This is a genomic window from Burkholderia cepacia, from assembly GCF_001039005.1.
GTDB lineage: Bacteria > Pseudomonadota > Gammaproteobacteria > Burkholderiales > Burkholderiaceae > Burkholderia > Burkholderia theae.
On record NZ_LDWR01000041.1, the window covers coordinates 58,653 to 78,515 of the forward strand.

Genomic DNA, 19,863 nt, shown 5'->3' on the forward strand with positions numbered 1-19,863 from the left:
CAAGTTTAATTCATCCCCGATCATTTTGCCAAGCCTGGATGCGAATTTTTTTCTGCCGCACCCGCGCGTGATTTCGACACGCATAAAAAAACCCGCGGACACGCCGCGGGTTTCGTGAACAACCGTCAGGAACAACGGCGTTCCGGGTCTCAGTGCTTGACGACTTCCGTCGAGCCGGCATCCTTCGCCGCCTCGCCGACCGGCGCCGCGGCCTTCGCTTCTTCTTCCGGCGGCAGCGGAGTCGGCGAACGCTCGAGCGCGAGCTCCAGCACCTTGTCGATCCAGCGGACCGGCACGATCTCGATCGCGTTCTTCACGTTGTCCGGAATGTCCGCGAGATCCTTCACGTTCTCTTCCGGGATCAGCACGAGCTTGATGCCGCCGCGATGCGCGGCAAGCAGCTTTTCCTTCAGCCCGCCGATCGGCAGCACTTCACCACGCAACGTGATTTCACCCGTCATCGCGACATCGGCACGCACGGGGATACCCGTCAGCACCGACACCAGCGCGGTGGTCATCGCACCGCCGGCGGACGGACCGTCCTTCGGCGTCGCACCTTCCGGCACGTGGATGTGGATGTCCTGCTTCTCGAACGCTTCGTCCTTGATGCCCAGACGGCGCGAACGCGAGCGCACGACCGAACGCGCAGCCTCGACCGACTCCTTCATCACGTCGCCGAGCGAACCCGTGCGGATCACGTTGCCCTTGCCCGGCATCACCGCGGCTTCGATCGTCAGCAGGTCGCCGCCGACTTCCGTCCACGCGAGGCCCGTCACCTGACCGACCTGGTTTTCCTTCGCCGCGAGGCCGAAGTCGTACTTGCGCACGCCGAGGAACGTATCGAGGTTCTCGCCATCGACCTTGATCGCGCCCGATGCCTTCTTCAGCAGCAGCATCTTCACGACCTTGCGGCAGATCTTCGACACTTCCCGCTCGAGCGAACGCACACCGGCTTCGCGCGTGTAGTAGCGAATGATGTCGCGGATCGCCTGTTCGGTGACGTCGATCTCGCCTTCCTTCAGCCCGTTGTTCTTCTTCTGCTTCGGCAGCAGGTAACGCTGGGCAATGCTGACCTTCTCGTCTTCCGTGTAGCCCGACAGACGGATCACTTCCATCCGGTCGAGCAGCGGCGGCGGGATGTTCAGCGAGTTCGACGTCGCGACAAACATCACGTCCGACAGGTCGAAGTCGACCTCGATGTAGTGGTCGGCGAACGTGTGGTTCTGTTCCGGATCCAGCACTTCGAGCAGCGCCGACGACGGATCGCCGCGGAAATCCATGCCCATCTTGTCGACTTCGTCGAGCAGGAAGAGCGGATTGCGCACGCCGACCTTCGCGAGGCTTTGCAGGATCTTGCCCGGCATCGAACCGATATACGTGCGGCGGTGGCCGCGGATCTCGGCTTCGTCACGCACGCCGCCAAGCGCCATCCGGACGAACTTGCGGTTCGTCGCACGGGCGATCGACTGGCCGAGCGAGGTCTTGCCGACACCCGGAGGCCCAACGAGGCACAGGATCGGTGCCTTGACCTTGTCGACGCGCTGTTGCACCGCGAGATACTCGAGGATGCGTTCCTTGACTTTCTCGAGGCCGAAGTGATCCTCGTCGAGCACCTGCTCGGCGTTCGACAGATCGTTGTTGACCTTGCTCTTCTTGCGCCACGGCAGGCCGATCAGCGTGTCGATGTAGTTGCGCACGACGGTGGCTTCCGCCGACATCGGCGACATCAGCTTCAGCTTCTTCAGCTCGGCGTCGGCCTTCTTCTTCGCTTCCTTCGGCATGCGCGCGGCGTTGATGCGCTTCTCGAGTTCCTCGAGATCGGCACCCTCTTCGCCCTCGCCCAGTTCCTTCTGGATCGCCTTGACCTGTTCGTTCAGGTAGTACTCGCGCTGGCTCTTTTCCATCTGGCGCTTCACGCGCCCGCGGATGCGCTTTTCGACCTGCAGGATGTCGATCTCGGCTTCGAGCTGCGCGAGCAGATGCTCGAGACGCTCGATGACCGGGAACATCTCGAGGATGTGCTGCTTCTGGTCGAGCTTCAGCGGCAGGCGCTCGGCGATCATGTCGGCGAGACGCCCTGCTTCGTCGATGCCCGACAGCGACGTGAGGATCTCCGGCGGGATCTTCTTGTTCAGCTTCACGTACTGGTCGAACTGCGACACGATCGCGCGGCGCAGCGCTTCAGTTTCAGCGCTGTCGGCATGATCGGGCTCGAGCGGCATCACGTCGCAGGAGAACTGCGTCTCCTGTTCTTCGATCGACAACGCCTTCGCGCGCTGCAGGCCCTCGACGAGCACCTTTACGGTGCCGTCCGGCAGCTTCAGCATCTGCAGAATGTTGGCGATACAACCGACCTCGTACATGTCCTTTTCGGTCGGTTCGTCCTTGGCCGCGGTTTTCTGGGCGACGAGCATGATGTGCTTGCCGCCTTCCATCGCTGCTTCGAGGGCCTTGATCGATTTCGGCCGGCCCACGAAGAGCGGAATCACCATGTGCGGGAAAACGACGACATCCCGCAGCGGCAGCAGCGGGAGCGTGATGCGTTCCGGCGGGAGAAGTTGGGTGCCTGACATTTCATTTCCCCATGAGTGGAATCAATTGTTCGGTAATTGAGGCCGCCACAACGAATTGCAAGCCTTCAAGTGCGGGAAATATTCGGTAAGAAAGTAACCACCGCGTGTCGAGTCAGAGTTACCCACAAGATAAACGAAAAAAAGCCGCCCACGGTCTCATGAACGGCCTTTTTCGCAGAACATCGTCGGCTAGCCGGTCAGTTCGAACCCGCCACCTTCGGCGTGTCCTCGTAGATCAGCAAAGGCTTGCCGTCGCCCTCGATGACGTTTTCGTCGATGATGACCTTGCTGACCCCTTTCATCGTCGGCAGTTCGTACATCACGTCGAGCAACGCCTGTTCGATGATCGAACGCAAACCGCGCGCGCCGGTCTTGCGGCGGATCGCCTTGCGGGCAACCGCCTGCAGCGCGCCTGGCCGGATCTCCAGTTCGACGCGCTCCATCGCGAACAGCTTGTGATACTGCTTCACGAGCGCGTTCTTCGGCTCGACCAGGATCTTCATCAGCGCGGCTTCATCGAGCTTGCCGAGCGTCGCGACCACCGGCAAACGGCCGATCAATTCGGGGATCAGACCGAATTTGATCAGGTCTTCCGGTTCCGTTTCGCGCAGCACTTCGCCCGCGTCGCGTTCCTGCTTGCTCTTGACCGTCGCGCCGAAGCCGATACCGGTTTTCTCGGTACGATCGGTGATCACCTTTTCGAGACCGTCGAACGCGCCGCCGCAGATGAACAGGATGTTGGTCGTGTCGACCTGGATGAAATCCTGGTTCGGGTGCTTGCGGCCGCCCTGCGGCGGCACCGACGCCATCGTGCCCTCGACGAGCTTCAGCAGTGCCTGCTGGACACCCTCGCCCGACACGTCGCGCGTGATCGACGGGTTGTCCGACTTGCGGCTGATCTTGTCGATTTCGTCGATGTAGACGATCCCGCGCTGGGCCTTGTCGACCTCGTAGTTGCAGTTCTGCAACAGCTTCTGGATGATGTTCTCGACGTCCTCGCCGACGTAGCCGGCTTCGGTCAGCGTCGTCGCATCGGCGATCACGAACGGCACGTTGAGCAACCGCGCGAGCGTCTGCGCGAGCAGCGTCTTGCCGGAGCCCGTCGGGCCGATCAGCAGGATGTTGCTCTTCGACAGCTCGACGTCGTCCTTCTTGTCGAGATGCTTCAGGCGCTTGTAGTGGTTGTACACGGCCACCGCGAGGATTTTCTTCGCGCGCTCCTGGCCGATCACGTACTGATCGAGGATGTCGCGAATTTCCTGCGGGCTCGGCAGATCCGACCGGGACAGGCTGGCCTCGACGCCGGCGGCAGCCGCCTCGTCGCGAATGATCTCGTTGCAGAGGTCGATGCATTCATCGCAAATGAACACCGACGGGCCCGCGATGAGTTTTTTCACCTCATGCTGGCTCTTGCCGCAAAACGAGCAATACAACAGCTTCTCGCTGTTCGAACCTTTTTTGTCCGCCATGAATGTAGAGCCTCCGGACAGGTAAATGACATGATACGCCGAATGCTCCGAACGCCGCGCCTAGGGCGCGACCGGAGCGGGCCGAATGCGCTTGCCGCAGATGCTCAGGGCGTGCGGGATATCGCCGGGGCGCCGCGCGAATCGGGGCGGCACCCCACTTAAATTCACGGGCGCTTCAGGAGCACCTGATCGATCAGCCCGTACGCCTTCGCATCTTCGCTCGACATGAAGTTATCACGGTCGGTGTCGCGCGCGATTCGCTCGACGTCCTGGCCCGTGTGCTGCGCGAGCAACTGGTTCAGCCGCTCCTTCAGGTAGAGGATTTCGCGCGCCTGGATCTCGATGTCGGATGCCTGGCCACGTGCGCCGCCGAGCGGCTGGTGAATCATCACGCGCGAGTTCGGCAGCGCGAAACGCTTGCCCTTCGCACCCGACGCGAGCAGGAACGCACCCATACTGGCCGCGAGCCCCATGCACAGCGTCGACACGTCCGGCTTGATGAACTGCATCGTGTCGTAGATCGCCATGCCGGCCGACACCGACCCGCCCGGGCTGTTGATGTAGAGGCTGATGTCCTTGTCGGGATTCTCGCTCTCGAGGAACAGCAATTGCGCGACCACGAGGTTGGCGGTCTGGTCGTTCACTTCGCCGACCATGAACACCAGGCGCTCCTTCAGGAGACGCGAATAGATATCGTACGAACGCTCGCCGCGGCCGCTCGTTTCGACGACGATCGGCACCAGCCCCAGTGCTTGAGCCTCGAAACCCTGCGGCGCGTTCGAAGCAAGCATGTCCAGCAATTCAGCGCGAGTGATCATTCAATGAACCTTGTTCGAATGGAAAATTGAACGGAAGGAAGCCGCCCGCTCAATCGCCATATTAATGGCAACCGTGCGCTTGACGTAAAAACGGCGTGCAGGCCGTCGCTCCGACAGCCGGCACGCCGCTAGAGCGACACTTACGCTTGCGACGACGCGCTCGCGAGTGCCTCGAAGCTCACTTCCTTGTCCGTCACCTTCGCCTTGCCCAGCACGAAATCGACGACGTTGCTTTCAACGACGAACGCTTCCATCTCGGCGAGGCGCTGCTGGTTGGAATAATACCAGCGGACCACTTCCTTCGGGTCTTCGTAGCTCTTGGCGAACTCGTCGACTTCCGCGCGGATCTGTTCCGGCTTCGCTTCGAGGTTGTTCGACTTCACGAGCTCGGCCAGCACGAGGCCCAGCTTCACGCGGCGCTCGGCCTGCTCGGCGAACATCTCGGCCGGGATCGGTGCGTCCTTCGCGTTCGGCACGCCGCGCTGCGCCAGATCCTGGCGAGCCATTTCGACGAGGCGTTGCTGGTCCTGCTCGATCAGCGCCTTCGGCACGTCGAGTTCGGAGATCTTCAGCAGCGCGTCCATCACCTGGTTCTTGACGATGGACTGCGTGCGGCGCTTCGCTTCGCGTTCGAGGTTTTCCTTGATCTCGCCGCGCATCTTAGTGAGGTCGCCGTCTTCGATGCCGAGCGACTTCGCGAATTCGCCGTCGATTTCCGGCAGGTGCGGCCACTCGATCTTCTTCATCGTGACCGTGAATTGCGCGGTCTTGCCTGCCACGTCAGCGCCGTGGTAATCGTCCGGGAACTTCAGGTCGAACGTGCGCGCTTCGCCGGCCTTCAGGCCCAGCGCCGCGGTTTCGAATTCCGGCAGCATGCGGCCTTCGCCGAGCACGAACGGGAAATCTTCAGCGGTGCCGCCCTGGAACGCGACGTCGTCGATCTTGCCGACGAAGTCGACCGTCACGCGGTCGCCGTTCTTGGCTGCGGTGTCCGCGCCGCCGTCACCATGGTCGCCGGCTTCGCCGCGTGCGTGGAAGTGCACGCGCTGCTTGCGCAGGATGTCCAGCGTGCGGTCGATTTCGGCGTCGCTGATCGACGTCGTCGAGCGCTCGACTTCAGCCGTCGCCAGATCGCCGATCTTCACTTCCGGGTAGACCTCGAACGTCGCGTCGAACGCGTACGCATCTTCAGCCTGCTCCTGCTTCGGCTCGAAGCTCGGCTGGCCGGCGACGCGCAGGTTTTCCGCGCGGCTGATCGTGAAGAATTCCTGGCCGATCTTGTCGCTCAGCACTTCCGCCTCGACCTGACCCGCGTACTGTTGCGCGACCATCTTCAGCGGCACCTTGCCCGGGCGGAAACCCGGCATGCGCACGTTCTTCGCGAGTTTCTGAATACGGGCGTCGATTTCCTTCTGCACGGTGTCTTTCGGCAGGGAAATCGTCACGCGGCGTTCAAGCTTGCCGAGGTTCTCAACAACGTTAGCCATGGCTTCAATCGTCCTAAAATTATTCGAGCGAATCGGGTTTTCCTTGCCGTGCCTGCCTGCGGCATTGCATACGCCGCGCCGGAGCGCCACGCCATCCCTGCACGCGCCGAATGGCTAGCGCAAGCGGCTCGGAGCACGGCTTTGGCCGGAAGAATCGACTATTCTAGCAAACAATTTTCCTCACACCGCCAGATCGGCGCGATGCGCATGCGTCCCCGCCGTGTCGGCAACCCATTGCACGGCAATGCGCGCGGATCGCCGCTATGCCGAACGCCGTATCCACCACGGGCCCGCCATCCTGTAAGCTCCGATCGAGGGTGAGGCGCCGTCGCGCCCCCATTATTCTTCACACCAATCACGCCTTCCGGAGACACCATGCCGCAACACCCGTCCGCGCCTGTCGTCGTCATCGCGCCCGATTCGTTCAAAGGCTCGCTTTCCGCCGAGCAGGTCGCGGATGCGATCGCCACCGGCATCCGCCGCGCCCGCCCCGATGCGGTCGTGCGCAGCTGCCCGATGGCCGACGGCGGCGAAGGCACGCTCGACGCGATGCTGGCAGGTGGCGGCACGCGGCGCGCGCTGCGGGTGGCCGGCGCGTCGCTCGCGGCTCGCGACGCGGCGGTCGGCGTGATCGACGCGCGCACCGCGATCGTCGAAACGGCCGAGATCGTCGGCATTACGGACCCGGTCGGCATGAGCGTGGCGGTGGATGCGCGCAGCACGCGAGGAATGGGCGAGGCGATCCGCACGCTGCTCGACGACGGCGTGCGCCGCTTCTTCGTCGCGCTCGGCGGCAGCAGCACCAACGACGCGGGTGCCGGGCTGCTCGTGGGCCTCGGCCTGCAGTGCTTCGACGCCGGCGGCCAGCCGGTCGAGCCCGTGCCGTCGCGGCTCGCCGACATCGCGCGCATCGACGCGTCGGGGCTCGACCCGCGCCTGAAGGAAACGGAATTCATCGGCATGTCCGACGTCGACAACCCGCTGACGGGCGCGCACGGCGCAACCGCCGTGTTCGGCCCGCAAAAAGGCGTGACGCCGGAGCAGGTTGCGACGCTCGACGCCGCACTCGGCCGCTTCGCCGACCTGCTCGAGGCCGCGCTCGACCGGCGTGGCCGCGATCTGCCGGGCGCCGGCGCCGCGGGCGGCCTCGGTTTCGCGCTGCACATGCTCGGCGCGCAATTCGAAGCCGGCGCCGAAGTGGTCGCGCGGCAGGTCGGGCTCGACGCGGCGCTTGCCGGCGCCGACTGGCTGATCACCGGCGAAGGCCGCTCCGACGTGCAGACGCTGCACGGCAAGGCGCCGTTCATCGCGTGCCGGCATGCGCAGGCCGCCGGCGTGCCGGCGTCGCTGCTGTCGGGCGCGGTCGACCCGGCCGCGCTGCCGCGCCTGTCCGAACATTTTTCCGGCTGCTTCTCGCCGGCTCCCGGGCCGATCACGCTCGACGTCGCGATCCGCGACGCGGCGAACCTGCTCGCGAACGAAGCGGAGCAATTGACGCGCCTGAAATACGGCGCACACTGACCGTTGACCCGAGCGCTCGATACAGGAACAATCGGGCCCGCCCTTTTTCTTCAGGATTCGACATGAAAGGCCGTCAAGCCGGGCTCGATCAGTTTCTGACCTATCGCCTCCACGCGCTCACGAAGCGATCCGACCGCGGGATCGGCGAGGTGTATCGGCACAAGCTCGACATCTCGCTGCCCGAGGCGCGCGTGATCGCCGCCGTCGGCGCCTTCGGTCCGTTCTCGATCATGGATCTCGCGCGCCACACCAATCTCGACAAGAGCCAGGCGAGCCGCGCGGCCGAAGCGCTGCTGCGCCAGGGGCTGCTCGAGCGCAGCACGAGCGACGAGGATGGCCGGATCGTGCTGATCGCGCTGACCGCCGACGGTCGCGCGCTGCATCGCAAGATCATGCCGATCGTGCGCAAGTGGAACGACGGCTTGCTCGCATGCCTGTCCGACAGCGAACGCCAGACGTTCGAACGGCTGCTCGACAAGGTCGTCACGCACGCGACCGAGCGGGACGACTGACCCGCATCGCGGGTTTGGCGCCGGCACGCTGCCGAACCCTGCCGGCGGCATTGATCAGATGAATTCGACGGGCCACCCGGGTCGCACCACCAGCGGCGCGGGTGGCCCGCTTTGCATCGTGCGGCGGCGTCGAAAGGTTCGCGGTTCGCCGCCGGGCCGAGGCCGCGCATGCAGCGGCCGCTCACGCGCTACAGGCCGCTGTTTACCGCGCGCTGGCGCACCAGCCCGAGCACCGCGTCGCAATACGGCGTCGGCACGTCGAGCTTACGCCCGAGTTCCGGAAACACGCCGAGGATCGGCCCGATCTCGAGCGAACGCCCTGCCTCGAAATCCTGCAGCATCGACGTCTTGAACGCACCCAGCTTGCGCGTGACCGCGATCCGCTCGGGCCCGCTCATCCCCGTCGACAGACCGAGCTTCGCGCCGATCGCGCTGGCCTCTTCCATCATCCGCAGCGCGAGATCCTGCGTGAACGGATCGTCGAGCAACTGCTCGGCCGTCGACCCCGTCAGCGCGCTCAACGGATTCATGTTCATGTTGCCCCACAGCTTCGTCCAGATCTCGGTCCGGATCGCGGGCGTCGACTCGACGTCGAAACCACCCGCCACAAGCGCTGCGGCAAACCGCGCGGTGGCCGCGTCGAGCCGTGCATCGGGGGCACCGACGATCAGCCGGTTGCCGCGGCCGCGGCGCACGACGCCCGGCGCGTCGGTGCTCGACGACAGATGCACGACGCAGCCGATCGCCTGCGCGGGCGGCAGCGCCGCCGACACGGCGCCGGCCGGATCGACCGCGTCGAGCGGCACGCCGTCGATCGGCCCTTCGAGCCCGTGCGTGAACCACCACGGCAGCCCGTTCATCGCGGCGACGATCACGGTGTGCGGCCCGACCAGCGGCGCAATGCGCGCGGCCAGCGCCGGCAGCGCCTGCGCCTTCAACGCGATCACCACGTAGTCCTGCACGCCGAGCGCGCCCGCATCGTCGCTCGCACGCACCGGAACCGACGAAACAACGCCCGCCTCGTCGATCACGCGCACGCCGTGCGTATTCAGCGCATCGAGCGTTGCGCCGCGCGCATACGCGCTCACGGTCATGCCGGCCCGCGACAGCGCGGCAGCGAGCAATCCGCCGATCGCGCCCACACCGACCACCGCTGCGCGCACCGACCCTGAATTCGTGTCGTTCATGATGAAATTCCATCTCCTGGGAGCTGACGAGCATAACGCTCAATGGTTGCGGGCACAACCATTTGCATGACGGCGTGCGGCGCGCCCGCGCTCACCCGCTTCAGCGCGGCTCGCCGCCGGCTGCCACCGGCTCGTCGTCGGCCGCGCCGCTCGTCGCGCCAAGCACGCCCGCGATCTGGCTCTTGTCGTGCATGCCGAGCTTGCGGTACGCGCAGCGCAGATAGTGGCGCACGGTCGTCGGCGAAATCGCCATCTGCTGCGCGACTTCCTTGTGCGAACGCCCGGCACCGTAATAGCGGATCGCCGCGAGTTCGCGCGGGCTCAACCGGTCGAGCAGCGAGCGTGGCCGCGCCTCGATCTGGAACAGCCCCGCGACGGGCACGCACTGGATGCGCAATGCTTCGCCGACGAACGGCTGGCCCGACTGGCGCCGCAGGTGTGCGACGAGGGGCTCCGGCACGCGCGCGCCGACCCATGCCGGCCATTCGGTGCGCAGCACGTCGTCGAAACCGTGATCGGCATGATGCAGCACGCCGAAGTTGTCGCACAGCGCGCGCGCCGCCGGCGCAACCGCATCGCCACGTTCGCGCGTGAGCTGCGCGGCGCGATTGATCGTGAGCGCGGCCGCCAGATGTGGAATCACTTCCTCGAATCGGCGCGCATCGTCGTCGCTGAACGGGCGATTCAGGCCCTGGCGGTAAATCGACATGAACGTCGTCAGGCCGAAGCGGCGATCGAGCGTGCACACGCACATCAGTTGCGCGAGCCCGTACTTCACGCACCAGTCGCGAAACCGCGCATCGAGCCCCGGCTCGACGACCGACAACCGCACCGCGCGACCGTGCGCGCCGTGCAACGTGCGGTGCGCGAGCGGGTCGCAATCGCGCACGCGCTTCCAGTCGCTGAAGAACGCGTGAGGCAGGCGGAACAGGAAGCTGTTGTGCATCACCGGGCCGGTCGGCGCATGCGTCGCGACGCCGGTCCATGCGGCATCGAACGGAACGAGCGCCTGCAGCAGCGAAAAGAAACGGTATTCGAATTCGCCGATGCCGGACTGTGCGGCAACCGCGTACAGGTCGAGCAGCATTAGCCCGAGTTCGCGCTGCGACGCGTCGCCCCGCGTGACGCCGTCGAAATCGGCACGACGGGACGGCCGTGGCGGCCACGCGAATTCGTCGAGCACGATGGCGGCCGGCACGTCGCGCAGCGCATCGAGATCCTGCCCGATATCCGTCGTGATCCTCACCTTCCGCTCCCCTGCCCGATCGGGCTGCTGATGTGCGCAACGACACCGGCCGATTATAGCGAGCGGCTTTTTTGGCGGGCCACGGTGCCGGAACGGGCATCAACCCCATCCATTTGAACGGTGCGCGACACGTTGCTGCTGCGCAGCACGCCGCGTCGCGGCATCGCGCTACGTCCAAGCCGCGCACCGCGGGTTTTCCGCACCGTTCATCTGTACGACTGTTCGAAGGTTTTCCCGCTGCGGACACTGCGTCGCGACAACACCAACGACAAACCGATGCAGGACGGCATGGAGAACCCGACGTGACGAAACCCCGCTTCATCCGCACGGCCGCGGCCGCCGCGACGCTCGCCGCGTGCAGCGCCGCCGCGCACGCGCAGTCGACCCTCACGCTGTACGGCGCGCTCGACGCCGGCGTGCAATACCTGACGCACGCCGACGGGCGCCACGCGGCCGTGCAGTTGCAGAACTACGGCATCCTGCCTTCGCAGATCGGGCTGAAAGGCAACGAGGATCTCGGCGGCGGCTGGCGCGCGCTGTTCAAGCTCGAACAGGGCCTCAACCTCGACGACGGCACCGCGACCGTGCCCGGCTACGCGTTCTTCCGCGGCGCGTACGTGGGCATCGCGGGGCCGGTCGGCACCGTCACGCTCGGCCGGCAATTCAGCGTGCTGTTCGACAAGACGTTGTTCTACGACCCGCTCTGGTATGCGTCGTACAGCGGCCAGGGCGTGATCGTGCCGATGACCGCGAACTTCATCGACCACTCGGTCAAGTACCAGTCGCCGACGTTCGCCGGCTTCGACGTCGAGGCGCTTGCCGCGACGTCCGGCGTCGCCGGCAATACGCGCGCCGGACGCGTGCTCGAACTCGGCGGCCAGTACACGAGCAACGGCCTGTCGGTCAGCGCGGTGCTGCACCAGGCGCACGGCGACGTGTCGGGGGCCGACGACACGTCGGCGCGACGGCGCGAACTCGGCACGCTCGCCGCGCGCTACGCATTCGCCACCTTGCCGCTCACCGTCTATGCCGGCGTCGAACGCCTGACAGGCGACCTCGATGCGGCGCGCACGATCGTCTGGGGCGGTGCGCGTTACCTGACGTCGAACGGGATCGGCCTGAACGCGGGCGTGTACCACACCGACTCGCACACGCCGGCGATCGGCCATCCGACGCTCTTCATCGCGAGCACCACGTACGCGCTGTCGAAACGCACCGTCGCATACGTGAACCTCGGTTACGCGCGCAACAGCGGCCAGAGCTCGCAGACCGTCTACGAATACGACCCGACGCCGCTCGCCGGCGCGTCGCAGTTCGGCGCGATGGTCGGCATGTACCACCTGTTCTGATTTCCCCACACGAGAACCCGCCATGAAAACCCTGTCCCCGGATGCCGCACTTTCGCACGACGGCCGCGCGTCGACCTTCGCGCGCTCGACGCTCGTCGCGCTCGTCGTGTTCGCGGCCATCACACCGCTGCTGCTGCTCGTGGCGCCGGCCGTCGCCGGCCAGCTTGCGACGCAGCTCGGGCTGTCCGCGTCGCAGATCGGCACCTACTTCTTCGTCGAACTCGGTGCGTTCAGCCTCGCGACCGTGCCGTCGTACCTGTGGCTCGGCCGTGTGGACGCGCGCCGCGTCGCCGCGTTCGCGATCGCGCTGTTCGGCGCGGGCAACCTGCTGACCGCGCTGTGGATGCCGGACTTCACCGTGCTGCTCGCGCTGCGCGCCGTCACGGCGCTCGGCGGCGGATCGCTGATGGTGCTCTGCATGACGAGCGCGGCAACCAGCGAGAACAGCGACCGCGTGTACGGCCTGTGGGTCGTCGGCCAGTTGATCGCGGGCGCGATCGGCCTGTTCTTGCTGCCGCATGTGTTCGCCGCATTCGGGCTGCGCGCGCTGTATGTCGCACTCGCCGCGCTCGCACTGCTCGCGGCGCCGCTGTCGCGCGGTTTTCCGTCGTCGCTCGGCGTACGGACGGCATCCGCACAAACCGCGCGCGGAAATGCACCGCATACGCCGCGGCATTTCATTGCGCTCGCGATCGGCGCGGTGCTGACGTTCTATCTCGCGATCGGCAGCGTGTGGACCTTCGCGAGCCGCGCTGCAACGGAAGCCGGGCTCGACCCGCAGTCGACCGGCAACGTGCTCGCGATCGCGAGCGTGATGGGGATCGCCGGCGCGGCGCTCGCCTCGTGCGCAGGCGGCCGGCTTGCGCGGCGCGCGATGCTGGCCGCCGGTTACGCGCTGCTCACGGCCTCGCTCGTCGCGCTCGCCGCGATGCGGCACGCCGGCGGCTACAGCGCGGCGATCTTCGCGTTCAAGTTCGCGTGGACGTTCGTGCTGCCGTTCATCCTCGCGACCGTCGCGCAGATCGACACGTCGGGCCGCCTCGTCGCAACGCTCAATTTCGTGATCGGCGCCGGCCTCGCGGCCGGCCCGCTGCTCGCCGGGTTGATGCTCGACGCGGGCGGCACGATGCGCGCGCTGTACTCGGCCGCGACGGCCGTCGCGATTATCTCGTTCGCCGCGCTGCGCCATCTCGATCGCCGCGCACGCCCTTCCGTTTCCTCCCAACCGTGACAGGTCACAAACGTCCATGAACCGCACTGCCTTCTTCACCGACGAACGCACTTTCTGGCATACCGGCGGCACGCACGCGCTGTTCTTCCCGGTCGGCGGCTGGGTCCAGCCGCCATCGAGCGCGGGCTACGCGGAATCGCCCGATTCGAAGCGTCGCTTCCTGTCGCTCGTGCAGGCCTCGGGGCTGGCCGCACAGCTCGACCTGCGCGGCGCCGCGCCGGCATCGACCGCCGACCTGCTGCGCATTCATCCCGCGCGTTATCTCGACGCGTTCCGCGCACTCAGCGATGCGAACGGCGGCGATCTCGGCGATCTCGCGCCGTTTGGCAAAGGCAGCTACGAGATCGCCGCGCTGTCGGCCGGCCTCGCGATCGCTGCCGTCGACACCGTCGTTGCCGAGCACGCGGCCAATGCGTTCTCGCTGTCGCGGCCGCCCGGCCATCACTGCCTGCGCGACCGGCCGATGGGCTTCTGCCTGCTGGCGAACATCCCGATCGCGATCGAGGCCGCCCGCGCGAAACACGGCATCGAGCGCGTCGCGGTGATCGACTGGGACGTGCATCACGGCAACGGCACGCAGTCGATCTACTACGACGATCCGGACACGCTGACGATCTCGCTGCACCAGGACCGCTGCTTCCCGCCCGGCTACAGCGGCGCGGACGATCGCGGCGAAGGCGCGGGCGTCGGCGCGAACCTGAACGTGCCGCTGCTCGCGGGCAGCGGCGACGACGCGTATCGCTATGCGTTCGAGCGGATCGTGCTACCGGCGCTCGAGCGTTTCCGGCCCGAGCTGATCGTCGTCGCGAGCGGCCTCGACGCGAGCGCGGTCGATCCGCTTGCGCGCATGCAACTGCATACCGACAGCTACCGGTTCATGACGCACGCTGTGAAGGATGCGGCGCAGCGTCATTGCGGCGGGCGGCTCGTGATCGTTCATGAAGGCGGGTATTCGGAAGCGTACGTGCCGTTCTGCGGGCTCGCGATCGTCGAGGTGATGGCCGGCATCCGTACCGACGTCGCCGATCCGATGCTCGATCTCGCGATCGCACAGCAACCGGGCAAGCGGTTCGTCGCGTTCCAGCGCGAACTGATCGATGAACTGGCTTCGGCGTTCGGGTTGTAACGCGCGGGAACCCGCGTGACGGGGCCGGCACGCGCCGGCCCTTGCGCGATCCGTGCGGATGGGGTTTCCTGTGCATTTACCCCTGTTCCGGCCCGAAGCCGCACTCTTCCGATGAAATCGTCCCCGCGCGATAACAACGACAATGCCAAGACGCGCCGCCAGCCTTCGAAGCTGGTCCTGAACATCGCCGCCGTCACGGTCGGCCTCATCACGTTCGCGATCGGCGCGGCGTGGGTGATCTATAGCTGGGTCGTCGATCGCGAAGCGCAGTATTTCGCGATCCCGCTGGTGTTCTCGGTGCCGGTGATCGTGGCGGTCGCGATCCGGAGCTTCTGGGAGTAGGCGCGCCTGAAACGACAAAGCGCCGCGGTCGGGTGACGCGCGGCGCTTGTTATCGAGCTTGTGTCAGACGAAGCGGCGAACCCTGCGGTTCGCTTGCGAACCGGTCACAGGCCGGGGCGCGGGCACGGATTGGGGGCTGCGCCCTGATATCCGCCGGCAACGGCGCCCAGCGCGGCGCCGGCCAACGACGTGCCGAGCGCTTTCAGCACGTTTTCCGTCGACAACGGCTCACCGCTCGACATCACGCGCCCCGAGTAAGCGGAGCACGCCGACGACGCTGCAACCGTCTGCACGGGTTTGGCGCTCCATGCGACGTTTTCGGCGGGCGTAGAGGCAAATGCCGGCGCGGCCAGCATCAGCGCGAAAATGGAAATCGGCAAGCGTGCGGTGTTCTTCATCGGTGGCCCTCGGCGTAATGTGCTTCTTATATGAAAAGTGATCACGATATTACACGCGGCCGACGTTCCGTGAGCGCTCGTTAATGCCCGCATTCCAGAGAAAGCGCCGGCATCAAAAGAAAAAGCGCTGCGGTCAGCCGACCGGCAGCGCTTTTTCCGGAACACGCATCCTGGCGGGTGCGGGTTCGACTTCTGGTGCGTGAGGCCGGACTCGAACCGGCACACCCTTGCGGGCGTCAGGACCTAAACCTGGTGCGTCTACCAATTTCGCCACTCACGCGCATTTCTGTCGCCTGACCGCGCGGCACGCAAGATGCGTTCTCCACGCGCCCGGGACGTCACGCCGGCTCGAAAACCGGCACACCCGATCAGGCGAGCGCGAGATTCTACCCGATCCGTGCGGGCTTGTCTCGCCCCGCCGGCACCCGTCGTGCGGCGGTGCTAGAATGCCGCGCTCGACGTTTCGGCACCGTGCCGCCGCGCGTCCCCCGAACCCGCCCCCCACACGATTCCGCCCGTGAACTTCGACGACTACTGTCAGCAAAAGGCCGCCCCCGCGGGCTCCAGCGTCTACTACGCGTTGCGTCAGGCGCCGCTCGCCGCGCAGCCGCGCCTGACGGCGCTGTTCGCGTTGCGTCGCGAACTCGAGGAAACCGTCAAGGAAACCAGCGACCCGACCGTCGGTCACACGAAGCTTGCGTGGTGGCACAAGGAACTCGCGGCGCTGGCCGCCGGAGAACCGTCGCACCCCGTCACGAAGGCGCTCGCGCAGCATCATCCGGCGATCGCCGCCGAGGCCGACGCGCTGCGCACGCTCGTCAACGGTTACGGGATGGACCTCGAACAGGCGCGCTACCTCGATTTCGCGAACCTGCGGCGCTACATCGCACAGGCCGGCGGCACCTTCGCGTCGCTGGTCGCGCGCGCAGGCGCAGCGAACCCGGCCGACCCGCAACCGTGGGCCGCGGACGCCGGCCACGCGCTGATGCTCGCGCAATTCGTGCAGGAACTCGGCAACGACGCGCGCCACGGCCGCATCTACCTGCCGATCGACGAACTGCAGCGCTACAACGTGACCGCGGCCGATCTGCTGAACCGCCGCTACAGCCCCGCCTTCACCGAATTGCTGCAATTCCAGACGGCCCGCGCGCGCGAGGCGCTTGCCGCCGCTGAAGCGGCGATCCCCGCATCCGAGCGCCGCGCGCAGCGCACGCTGCGCGCGCAGATCGCACTGGCCGGCGCGCTGCTCGACGAAATCGAACGCGGCGGCTACCAGGTGCTGCATCAGCGCATCGCGCTGACGCCGATCCGCAAGCTGTGGATCGCGTGGCGCGCCGCGCGCCGGCGCTGAACCCGGCGCATCACGCCTTCAACAACGGCAGCGTGTCGAAGCGCTGCTGCAGCACGCGCGTCGCATCGAGCCCCCACCACGGACCCAGCACGGTCGCGTAGAGCTGGCGGAAATCGACCGCGACCGGCAGGTTGCCATTGCCGTCGAGCCGCCCAAGCGCCGGCGGCGCGCCATACAGCCCGCCGGCCACCCGGCCCCCCATCACGAAATGCGGCGCGGCCGTGCCGTGATCGGTGCCGTTGCTCTGGTTCTCGTGCACGCGCCGCCCGAATTCCGCATACGTCATCACGAGCGTCTGGTTCCAGCGCCCGAGCTCGATCAGCGCGCCGCGCATCGCGCTCATCCCTTCCGCGAACTGCTTGAGCAGCGCGGCCTGCTGCCCCGGCTGGTTCTGGTGCGTGTCGAAGCCGTTGAGCGTCAGGCGCAGTACCGCGACGCCATCCTGCGCGCCAGGCCCGGACGCTTCGCACGCGGCCAGCACCTGCATCGCGGTCTTGACCGACGTGCCGAACGCGCCGGCCGGAAATGCCGTCTTGAATTCACGCATCCCGCCGCGCGGGCGCAGCCGGTCGGCCGCCTTCACGATGTCGTTCTCGACGTCGATGATGTGCGCGAGCGCCGGGTTCTGCTCGCGCAGCGACGACGGCTCGGCGAGCCGGGCCGCACGGATGAACTGCGCGGGATTGACGAGCGCGATCGCACGCGCGCCGTTCGCGAGCGGCCCCATCTCGGCGCTGCCGAGCACGACGCCGTCCGCCGCGAAACCGGGCGGCACGGGCGCCTGCGCGAACGTGCGCGTGAGCCAGCCTTCGTGCAGGTACTGGTCCGAGCGCGACGCGGTATCCCAGATCTCGATCGAGCGGAAATGCGACAGGTTCGGCTGCGGATAACCGACGCCCTGCACGACCGCGACCTGTCCGTCGCGCCACAGCGGCATCAGCGGCGCGAGCGACGGGTGCAGCCCCGTGTGCGCATCGAGTTGCAGCACCTGCTCGCGCTTGATGCCGATGCCGCGCCGGAACTGGTAGTACAGCGGGTCCGCATACGGGACCACCGTGTTGAGGCCGTCGTTGCCGCCCTTCAGCTCGACGAGGATCAGCACGTTCGCATACCCGGCCGCCGGTTGCCGTCCCGTCGATGCGGCCGCCAGCGCGGGCGACTGCCACATCGACACGCCGGCCGCGGCCGCCGCGCCCGTCAGCGTCAGAAAATCACGTCGGTTCATCGCGCATCCTTTGGTTTGCCGCCCGGCACCTTTACCGCACCGGCTCCCCGATTCGTCGTCGTTTGCATCATTTCAGTTGATAGGCCGGATCCATCAGCAGCGCTTCGAGATACGCGCTGCCGGTCGAATCCGTGTCGATCGCCGCGACCGGTGAAAGTTGCAGCACCGCGTGCTGCAACTGAAGCTCGGTCGACAATCCCGCGATCGCCTGCGGCCGCGCACGATATTGCGCAAGCCAGCGTTCGAGATCGAAGCGCAGGCCGGCACGCGCGGGCTTGGCCGGCCCGCGCATGCCGGCGGCGGACGCCGTGTCGGCCACCGGCATCGCATGCACCCGGGCATTCGGCGGCGGCGCCATCGCATGCCCGGGCGGCCGCATGCCGGCCGTCTCCGTCGCGCGGAACAGTTGCTCGACGAACTGCTTGCGCGCGAGCAGCGTGGTGCTGTTGATCCATAACGCGCCGCCGGGCCAGCCCTTCACGTTCGGCGGATAGAACAGGTTCTGCCCGAGCGTGCGCACGGTGTTCGCGAGCATCTGCGGATCGCCGTAGGCAACGTCGAACAGCCGCACCGACCCGACGACGAACTCGGCCGGCGACTTGACGAGCACGCCGCGGTTGCGCGGATCCCAGAACGCGTCGGTCGACCACAGCGCGGCGAGCGCCGCGCGAATGTCGTAGCCGCTCGCGCGAAACCGGTCGGCCACCGCATCGAGCGAGCCCGCGTCGGGCGTATCGGACACGAACTCGCGCCACAGCTTGCCGACGATGAAGCGCGCGGTGCCCGGCCGCTTCAGCAGGATGTCGAGAAAGCCGTCGCCGTCGAACGGCCCCGTTTCGCCGAGAATCGTCTTGACACCCGCGTCGTGCAGATCCGGCCGCACCTGGAAGCGCAGCGTATCGGGATCGACCGTCCAGCCCGTCATCGCGCGCGCGGCTTCGGTCACGTCGTATTGCGTGTAGTGTCCTTCGCCGAGCGTGAACAGCTCCATCACCTCGCGCGCGAAGTTCTCGTTCGGGCGCCCCTTCCGATTGCTCGCGCCGTCGAGATACTGCAGCATCGCCGGATCCTTCGCGACCGCGTGCAGCAGCGTGCCGAAGTTGCCGAGCGCCTCGCTGCGAAACAGCGCGTTCTGCGCGGCCATCGTCTGCGGGTAAGGCACCTTGTCCTGCCCCGACGTGAAATGCCCGTGCCAGAACAGCGTCATGCGCTCGGTCAGCGGCGACGGCGTGACGACCATCTCGTTGACCCAGGCCGCGCGCAACGCATCGTAGCGGTGATTGCGCTCGTTCTGTTCGTCGCGCCGCATGTCGGGCGTCAGCGCCTGGCGCTGCGCGCGCGTCGGCGGCAACGTGCCGATCCAGTCCGGCCAGGTCGTGACGGGTTCGCGGCGAACATTGCCGAGCGTGTCGGCAACGACCTGCGCGCGCGTCATGCCGACGACGCGCGCGACATCGGCGGGCGCGGGAGAAAAACCGGTGCGGCTCAGGAAAAACAACGCATCGTCGGCGTCGAGCGGCGACTGCATAGCGGGCGACGGCGCCGGTACGGCAGCGTTCGCTTTCATCGTCATGGACTCCCGGAACGCACCGGCGGTGCGGATGCCGATACAACGGCATTCGACAGGCGAAAGTTGACGGAAAAATTGCTACGAATTTTTTCCGCGCGGGATTTTCCGCGCAATGAGAAAAACGGCGCGTGTCAGCGCTTGTACAACTCGCGAACGGCGTCTTCGATGTGCTGGCGCAAGAGGTGGCGTTCTTCGGGCGTCATATGCCCGTCACGGCGGCGCTGTTCGAGATCGGGAGGCACGGCGGAACGGACCGTCATCTCGGCGGGACGATCGGGCTGCGGCGCCTTGCCGCGCGGCGGCTTGCGCGACGGGGCGCCCTGCTCGGGACGTTGCGCATACGCGAAGTTCGACGCATACGGACCGGCGAGCGCGATCGTCAGCATCAGTGCAATCCGGACAGATCGCATGACCGTCCTCGCTTCTTTGGTCGATTTGTTCCCTTCGTCACGCGGCAA

Annotated in this window: 18 protein-coding genes and 1 tRNA gene; 8 read left to right on the forward strand and 11 right to left on the reverse strand. The window is 66.5% G+C overall.

The genetic code is table 11. The features are described from left to right. Positions 1-149: 149 nt before the first annotated feature. The 4 genes from lon to tig form a co-directional block, all read right to left on the reverse strand. Entirely contained in the window at positions 150-2,573 is a 2,424-nt protein-coding gene (lon, locus tag VL15_RS22025) for an endopeptidase La (protein WP_048248492.1), read from the reverse strand. 197 nt (positions 2,574-2,770) lie between these two features. Next, on the reverse strand, positions 2,771-4,042 hold the full coding sequence (gene clpX, locus VL15_RS22030) for an ATP-dependent Clp protease ATP-binding subunit ClpX (protein WP_048248493.1): 1,272 nt from the start codon (positions 4,040-4,042) through the stop codon (positions 2,771-2,773). Between the two features lie 164 nt (positions 4,043-4,206). Next, a complete protein-coding gene (clpP, locus tag VL15_RS22035) occupies positions 4,207-4,860 on the reverse strand; it encodes an ATP-dependent Clp endopeptidase proteolytic subunit ClpP (RefSeq protein WP_010092137.1) in 654 nt (217 codons plus the stop codon). A gap of 140 nt (positions 4,861-5,000) precedes the next feature. Continuing rightward, a complete protein-coding gene (gene tig / locus VL15_RS22040) occupies positions 5,001-6,347 on the reverse strand; it encodes a trigger factor (protein ID WP_048248495.1) in 1,347 nt (448 codons plus the stop codon). A 375-nt stretch (positions 6,348-6,722) separates the two neighbouring features. Between tig and VL15_RS22045 the strand changes: the two genes are divergently transcribed. Then, positions 6,723-7,868 carry a glycerate kinase gene (locus tag VL15_RS22045; protein ID WP_048248496.1) on the forward strand — a complete coding sequence of 382 codons (1,146 nt, stop codon included), beginning with the start codon at positions 6,723-6,725 and terminating at the stop codon, positions 7,866-7,868. 62 nt (positions 7,869-7,930) lie between these two features. Next, positions 7,931-8,380: a MarR family winged helix-turn-helix transcriptional regulator gene (locus VL15_RS22050; RefSeq protein ID WP_048248498.1), complete on the forward strand. Its 450-nt coding sequence runs from the start codon at positions 7,931-7,933 to the stop codon at positions 8,378-8,380. A 188-nt stretch (positions 8,381-8,568) separates the two neighbouring features. On the opposite strand, the gene VL15_RS22055 is transcribed toward VL15_RS22050, so the two are convergent. Further along, a complete protein-coding gene (locus VL15_RS22055) occupies positions 8,569-9,567 on the reverse strand; it encodes a 2-dehydropantoate 2-reductase (protein WP_048248499.1) in 999 nt (332 codons plus the stop codon). 100 nt (positions 9,568-9,667) lie between these two features. Further along, positions 9,668-10,813, reverse strand: a complete 1,146-nt coding sequence (locus VL15_RS22060; RefSeq protein WP_048248501.1) for a helix-turn-helix transcriptional regulator — start codon at positions 10,811-10,813, stop codon at positions 9,668-9,670. Between the two features lie 120 nt (positions 10,814-10,933). On the opposite strand from VL15_RS22060, the gene VL15_RS22065 reads away from it, so the two are divergent. The 5 genes from VL15_RS22065 (at position 10,934) to VL15_RS22085 (ending at position 14,861) form a co-directional block, all read left to right on the forward strand. Continuing rightward, positions 10,934-11,119: a hypothetical protein gene (locus VL15_RS22065; RefSeq protein WP_048248502.1), complete on the forward strand. Its 186-nt coding sequence runs from the start codon at positions 10,934-10,936 to the stop codon at positions 11,117-11,119. Next, positions 11,116-12,162 (forward strand): porin, encoded by a 1,047-nt coding sequence (locus VL15_RS22070; protein ID WP_048248504.1) that lies wholly within the window; start codon positions 11,116-11,118, stop codon positions 12,160-12,162. The genes VL15_RS22065 and VL15_RS22070 overlap by 4 nt, the downstream gene beginning before the upstream one ends. Positions 12,163-12,184: 22 nt before the next feature. Further along, complete coding sequence (locus VL15_RS22075) at positions 12,185-13,393, forward strand: MFS transporter (RefSeq protein WP_048248506.1); 1,209 nt, start codon at positions 12,185-12,187, stop codon at positions 13,391-13,393. A 16-nt stretch (positions 13,394-13,409) separates the two neighbouring features. Continuing rightward, entirely contained in the window at positions 13,410-14,519 is a 1,110-nt protein-coding gene (locus VL15_RS22080) for a class II histone deacetylase (RefSeq protein WP_048248507.1), read from the forward strand. Positions 14,520-14,630: 111 nt separating this feature from the next. Further along, positions 14,631-14,861 (forward strand): hypothetical protein, encoded by a 231-nt coding sequence (locus VL15_RS22085; protein WP_048248508.1) that lies wholly within the window; start codon positions 14,631-14,633, stop codon positions 14,859-14,861. Between the two features lie 104 nt (positions 14,862-14,965). On the opposite strand, the gene VL15_RS22090 is transcribed toward VL15_RS22085, so the two are convergent. Next, positions 14,966-15,259: a hypothetical protein gene (locus VL15_RS22090; RefSeq protein ID WP_048248509.1), complete on the reverse strand. Its 294-nt coding sequence runs from the start codon at positions 15,257-15,259 to the stop codon at positions 14,966-14,968. A gap of 193 nt (positions 15,260-15,452) precedes the next feature. Continuing rightward, positions 15,453-15,539 (reverse strand) — tRNA-Leu (locus VL15_RS22095). 237 nt (positions 15,540-15,776) lie between these two features. Between VL15_RS22095 and hpnD the strand changes: the two genes are divergently transcribed. Next, positions 15,777-16,610: a presqualene diphosphate synthase HpnD gene (hpnD, locus tag VL15_RS22100; protein ID WP_048248510.1), complete on the forward strand. Its 834-nt coding sequence runs from the start codon at positions 15,777-15,779 to the stop codon at positions 16,608-16,610. A 10-nt stretch (positions 16,611-16,620) separates the two neighbouring features. Here the strand turns inward: hpnD and VL15_RS22105 are convergent, their stop codons facing one another. The 3 genes from VL15_RS22105 to VL15_RS22115 form a co-directional block, all read right to left on the reverse strand. Continuing rightward, positions 16,621-17,835 (reverse strand): DUF1501 domain-containing protein, encoded by a 1,215-nt coding sequence (locus tag VL15_RS22105; protein WP_048248511.1) that lies wholly within the window; start codon positions 17,833-17,835, stop codon positions 16,621-16,623. A gap of 67 nt (positions 17,836-17,902) precedes the next feature. After that, complete coding sequence (locus tag VL15_RS22110; RefSeq protein WP_048248905.1) at positions 17,903-19,402, reverse strand: DUF1800 domain-containing protein; 1,500 nt, start codon at positions 19,400-19,402, stop codon at positions 17,903-17,905. A gap of 134 nt (positions 19,403-19,536) precedes the next feature. Next, positions 19,537-19,815: a hypothetical protein gene (locus VL15_RS22115; protein WP_048248512.1), complete on the reverse strand. Its 279-nt coding sequence runs from the start codon at positions 19,813-19,815 to the stop codon at positions 19,537-19,539. Between the last annotated feature and the right edge of the window lie 48 nt (positions 19,816-19,863).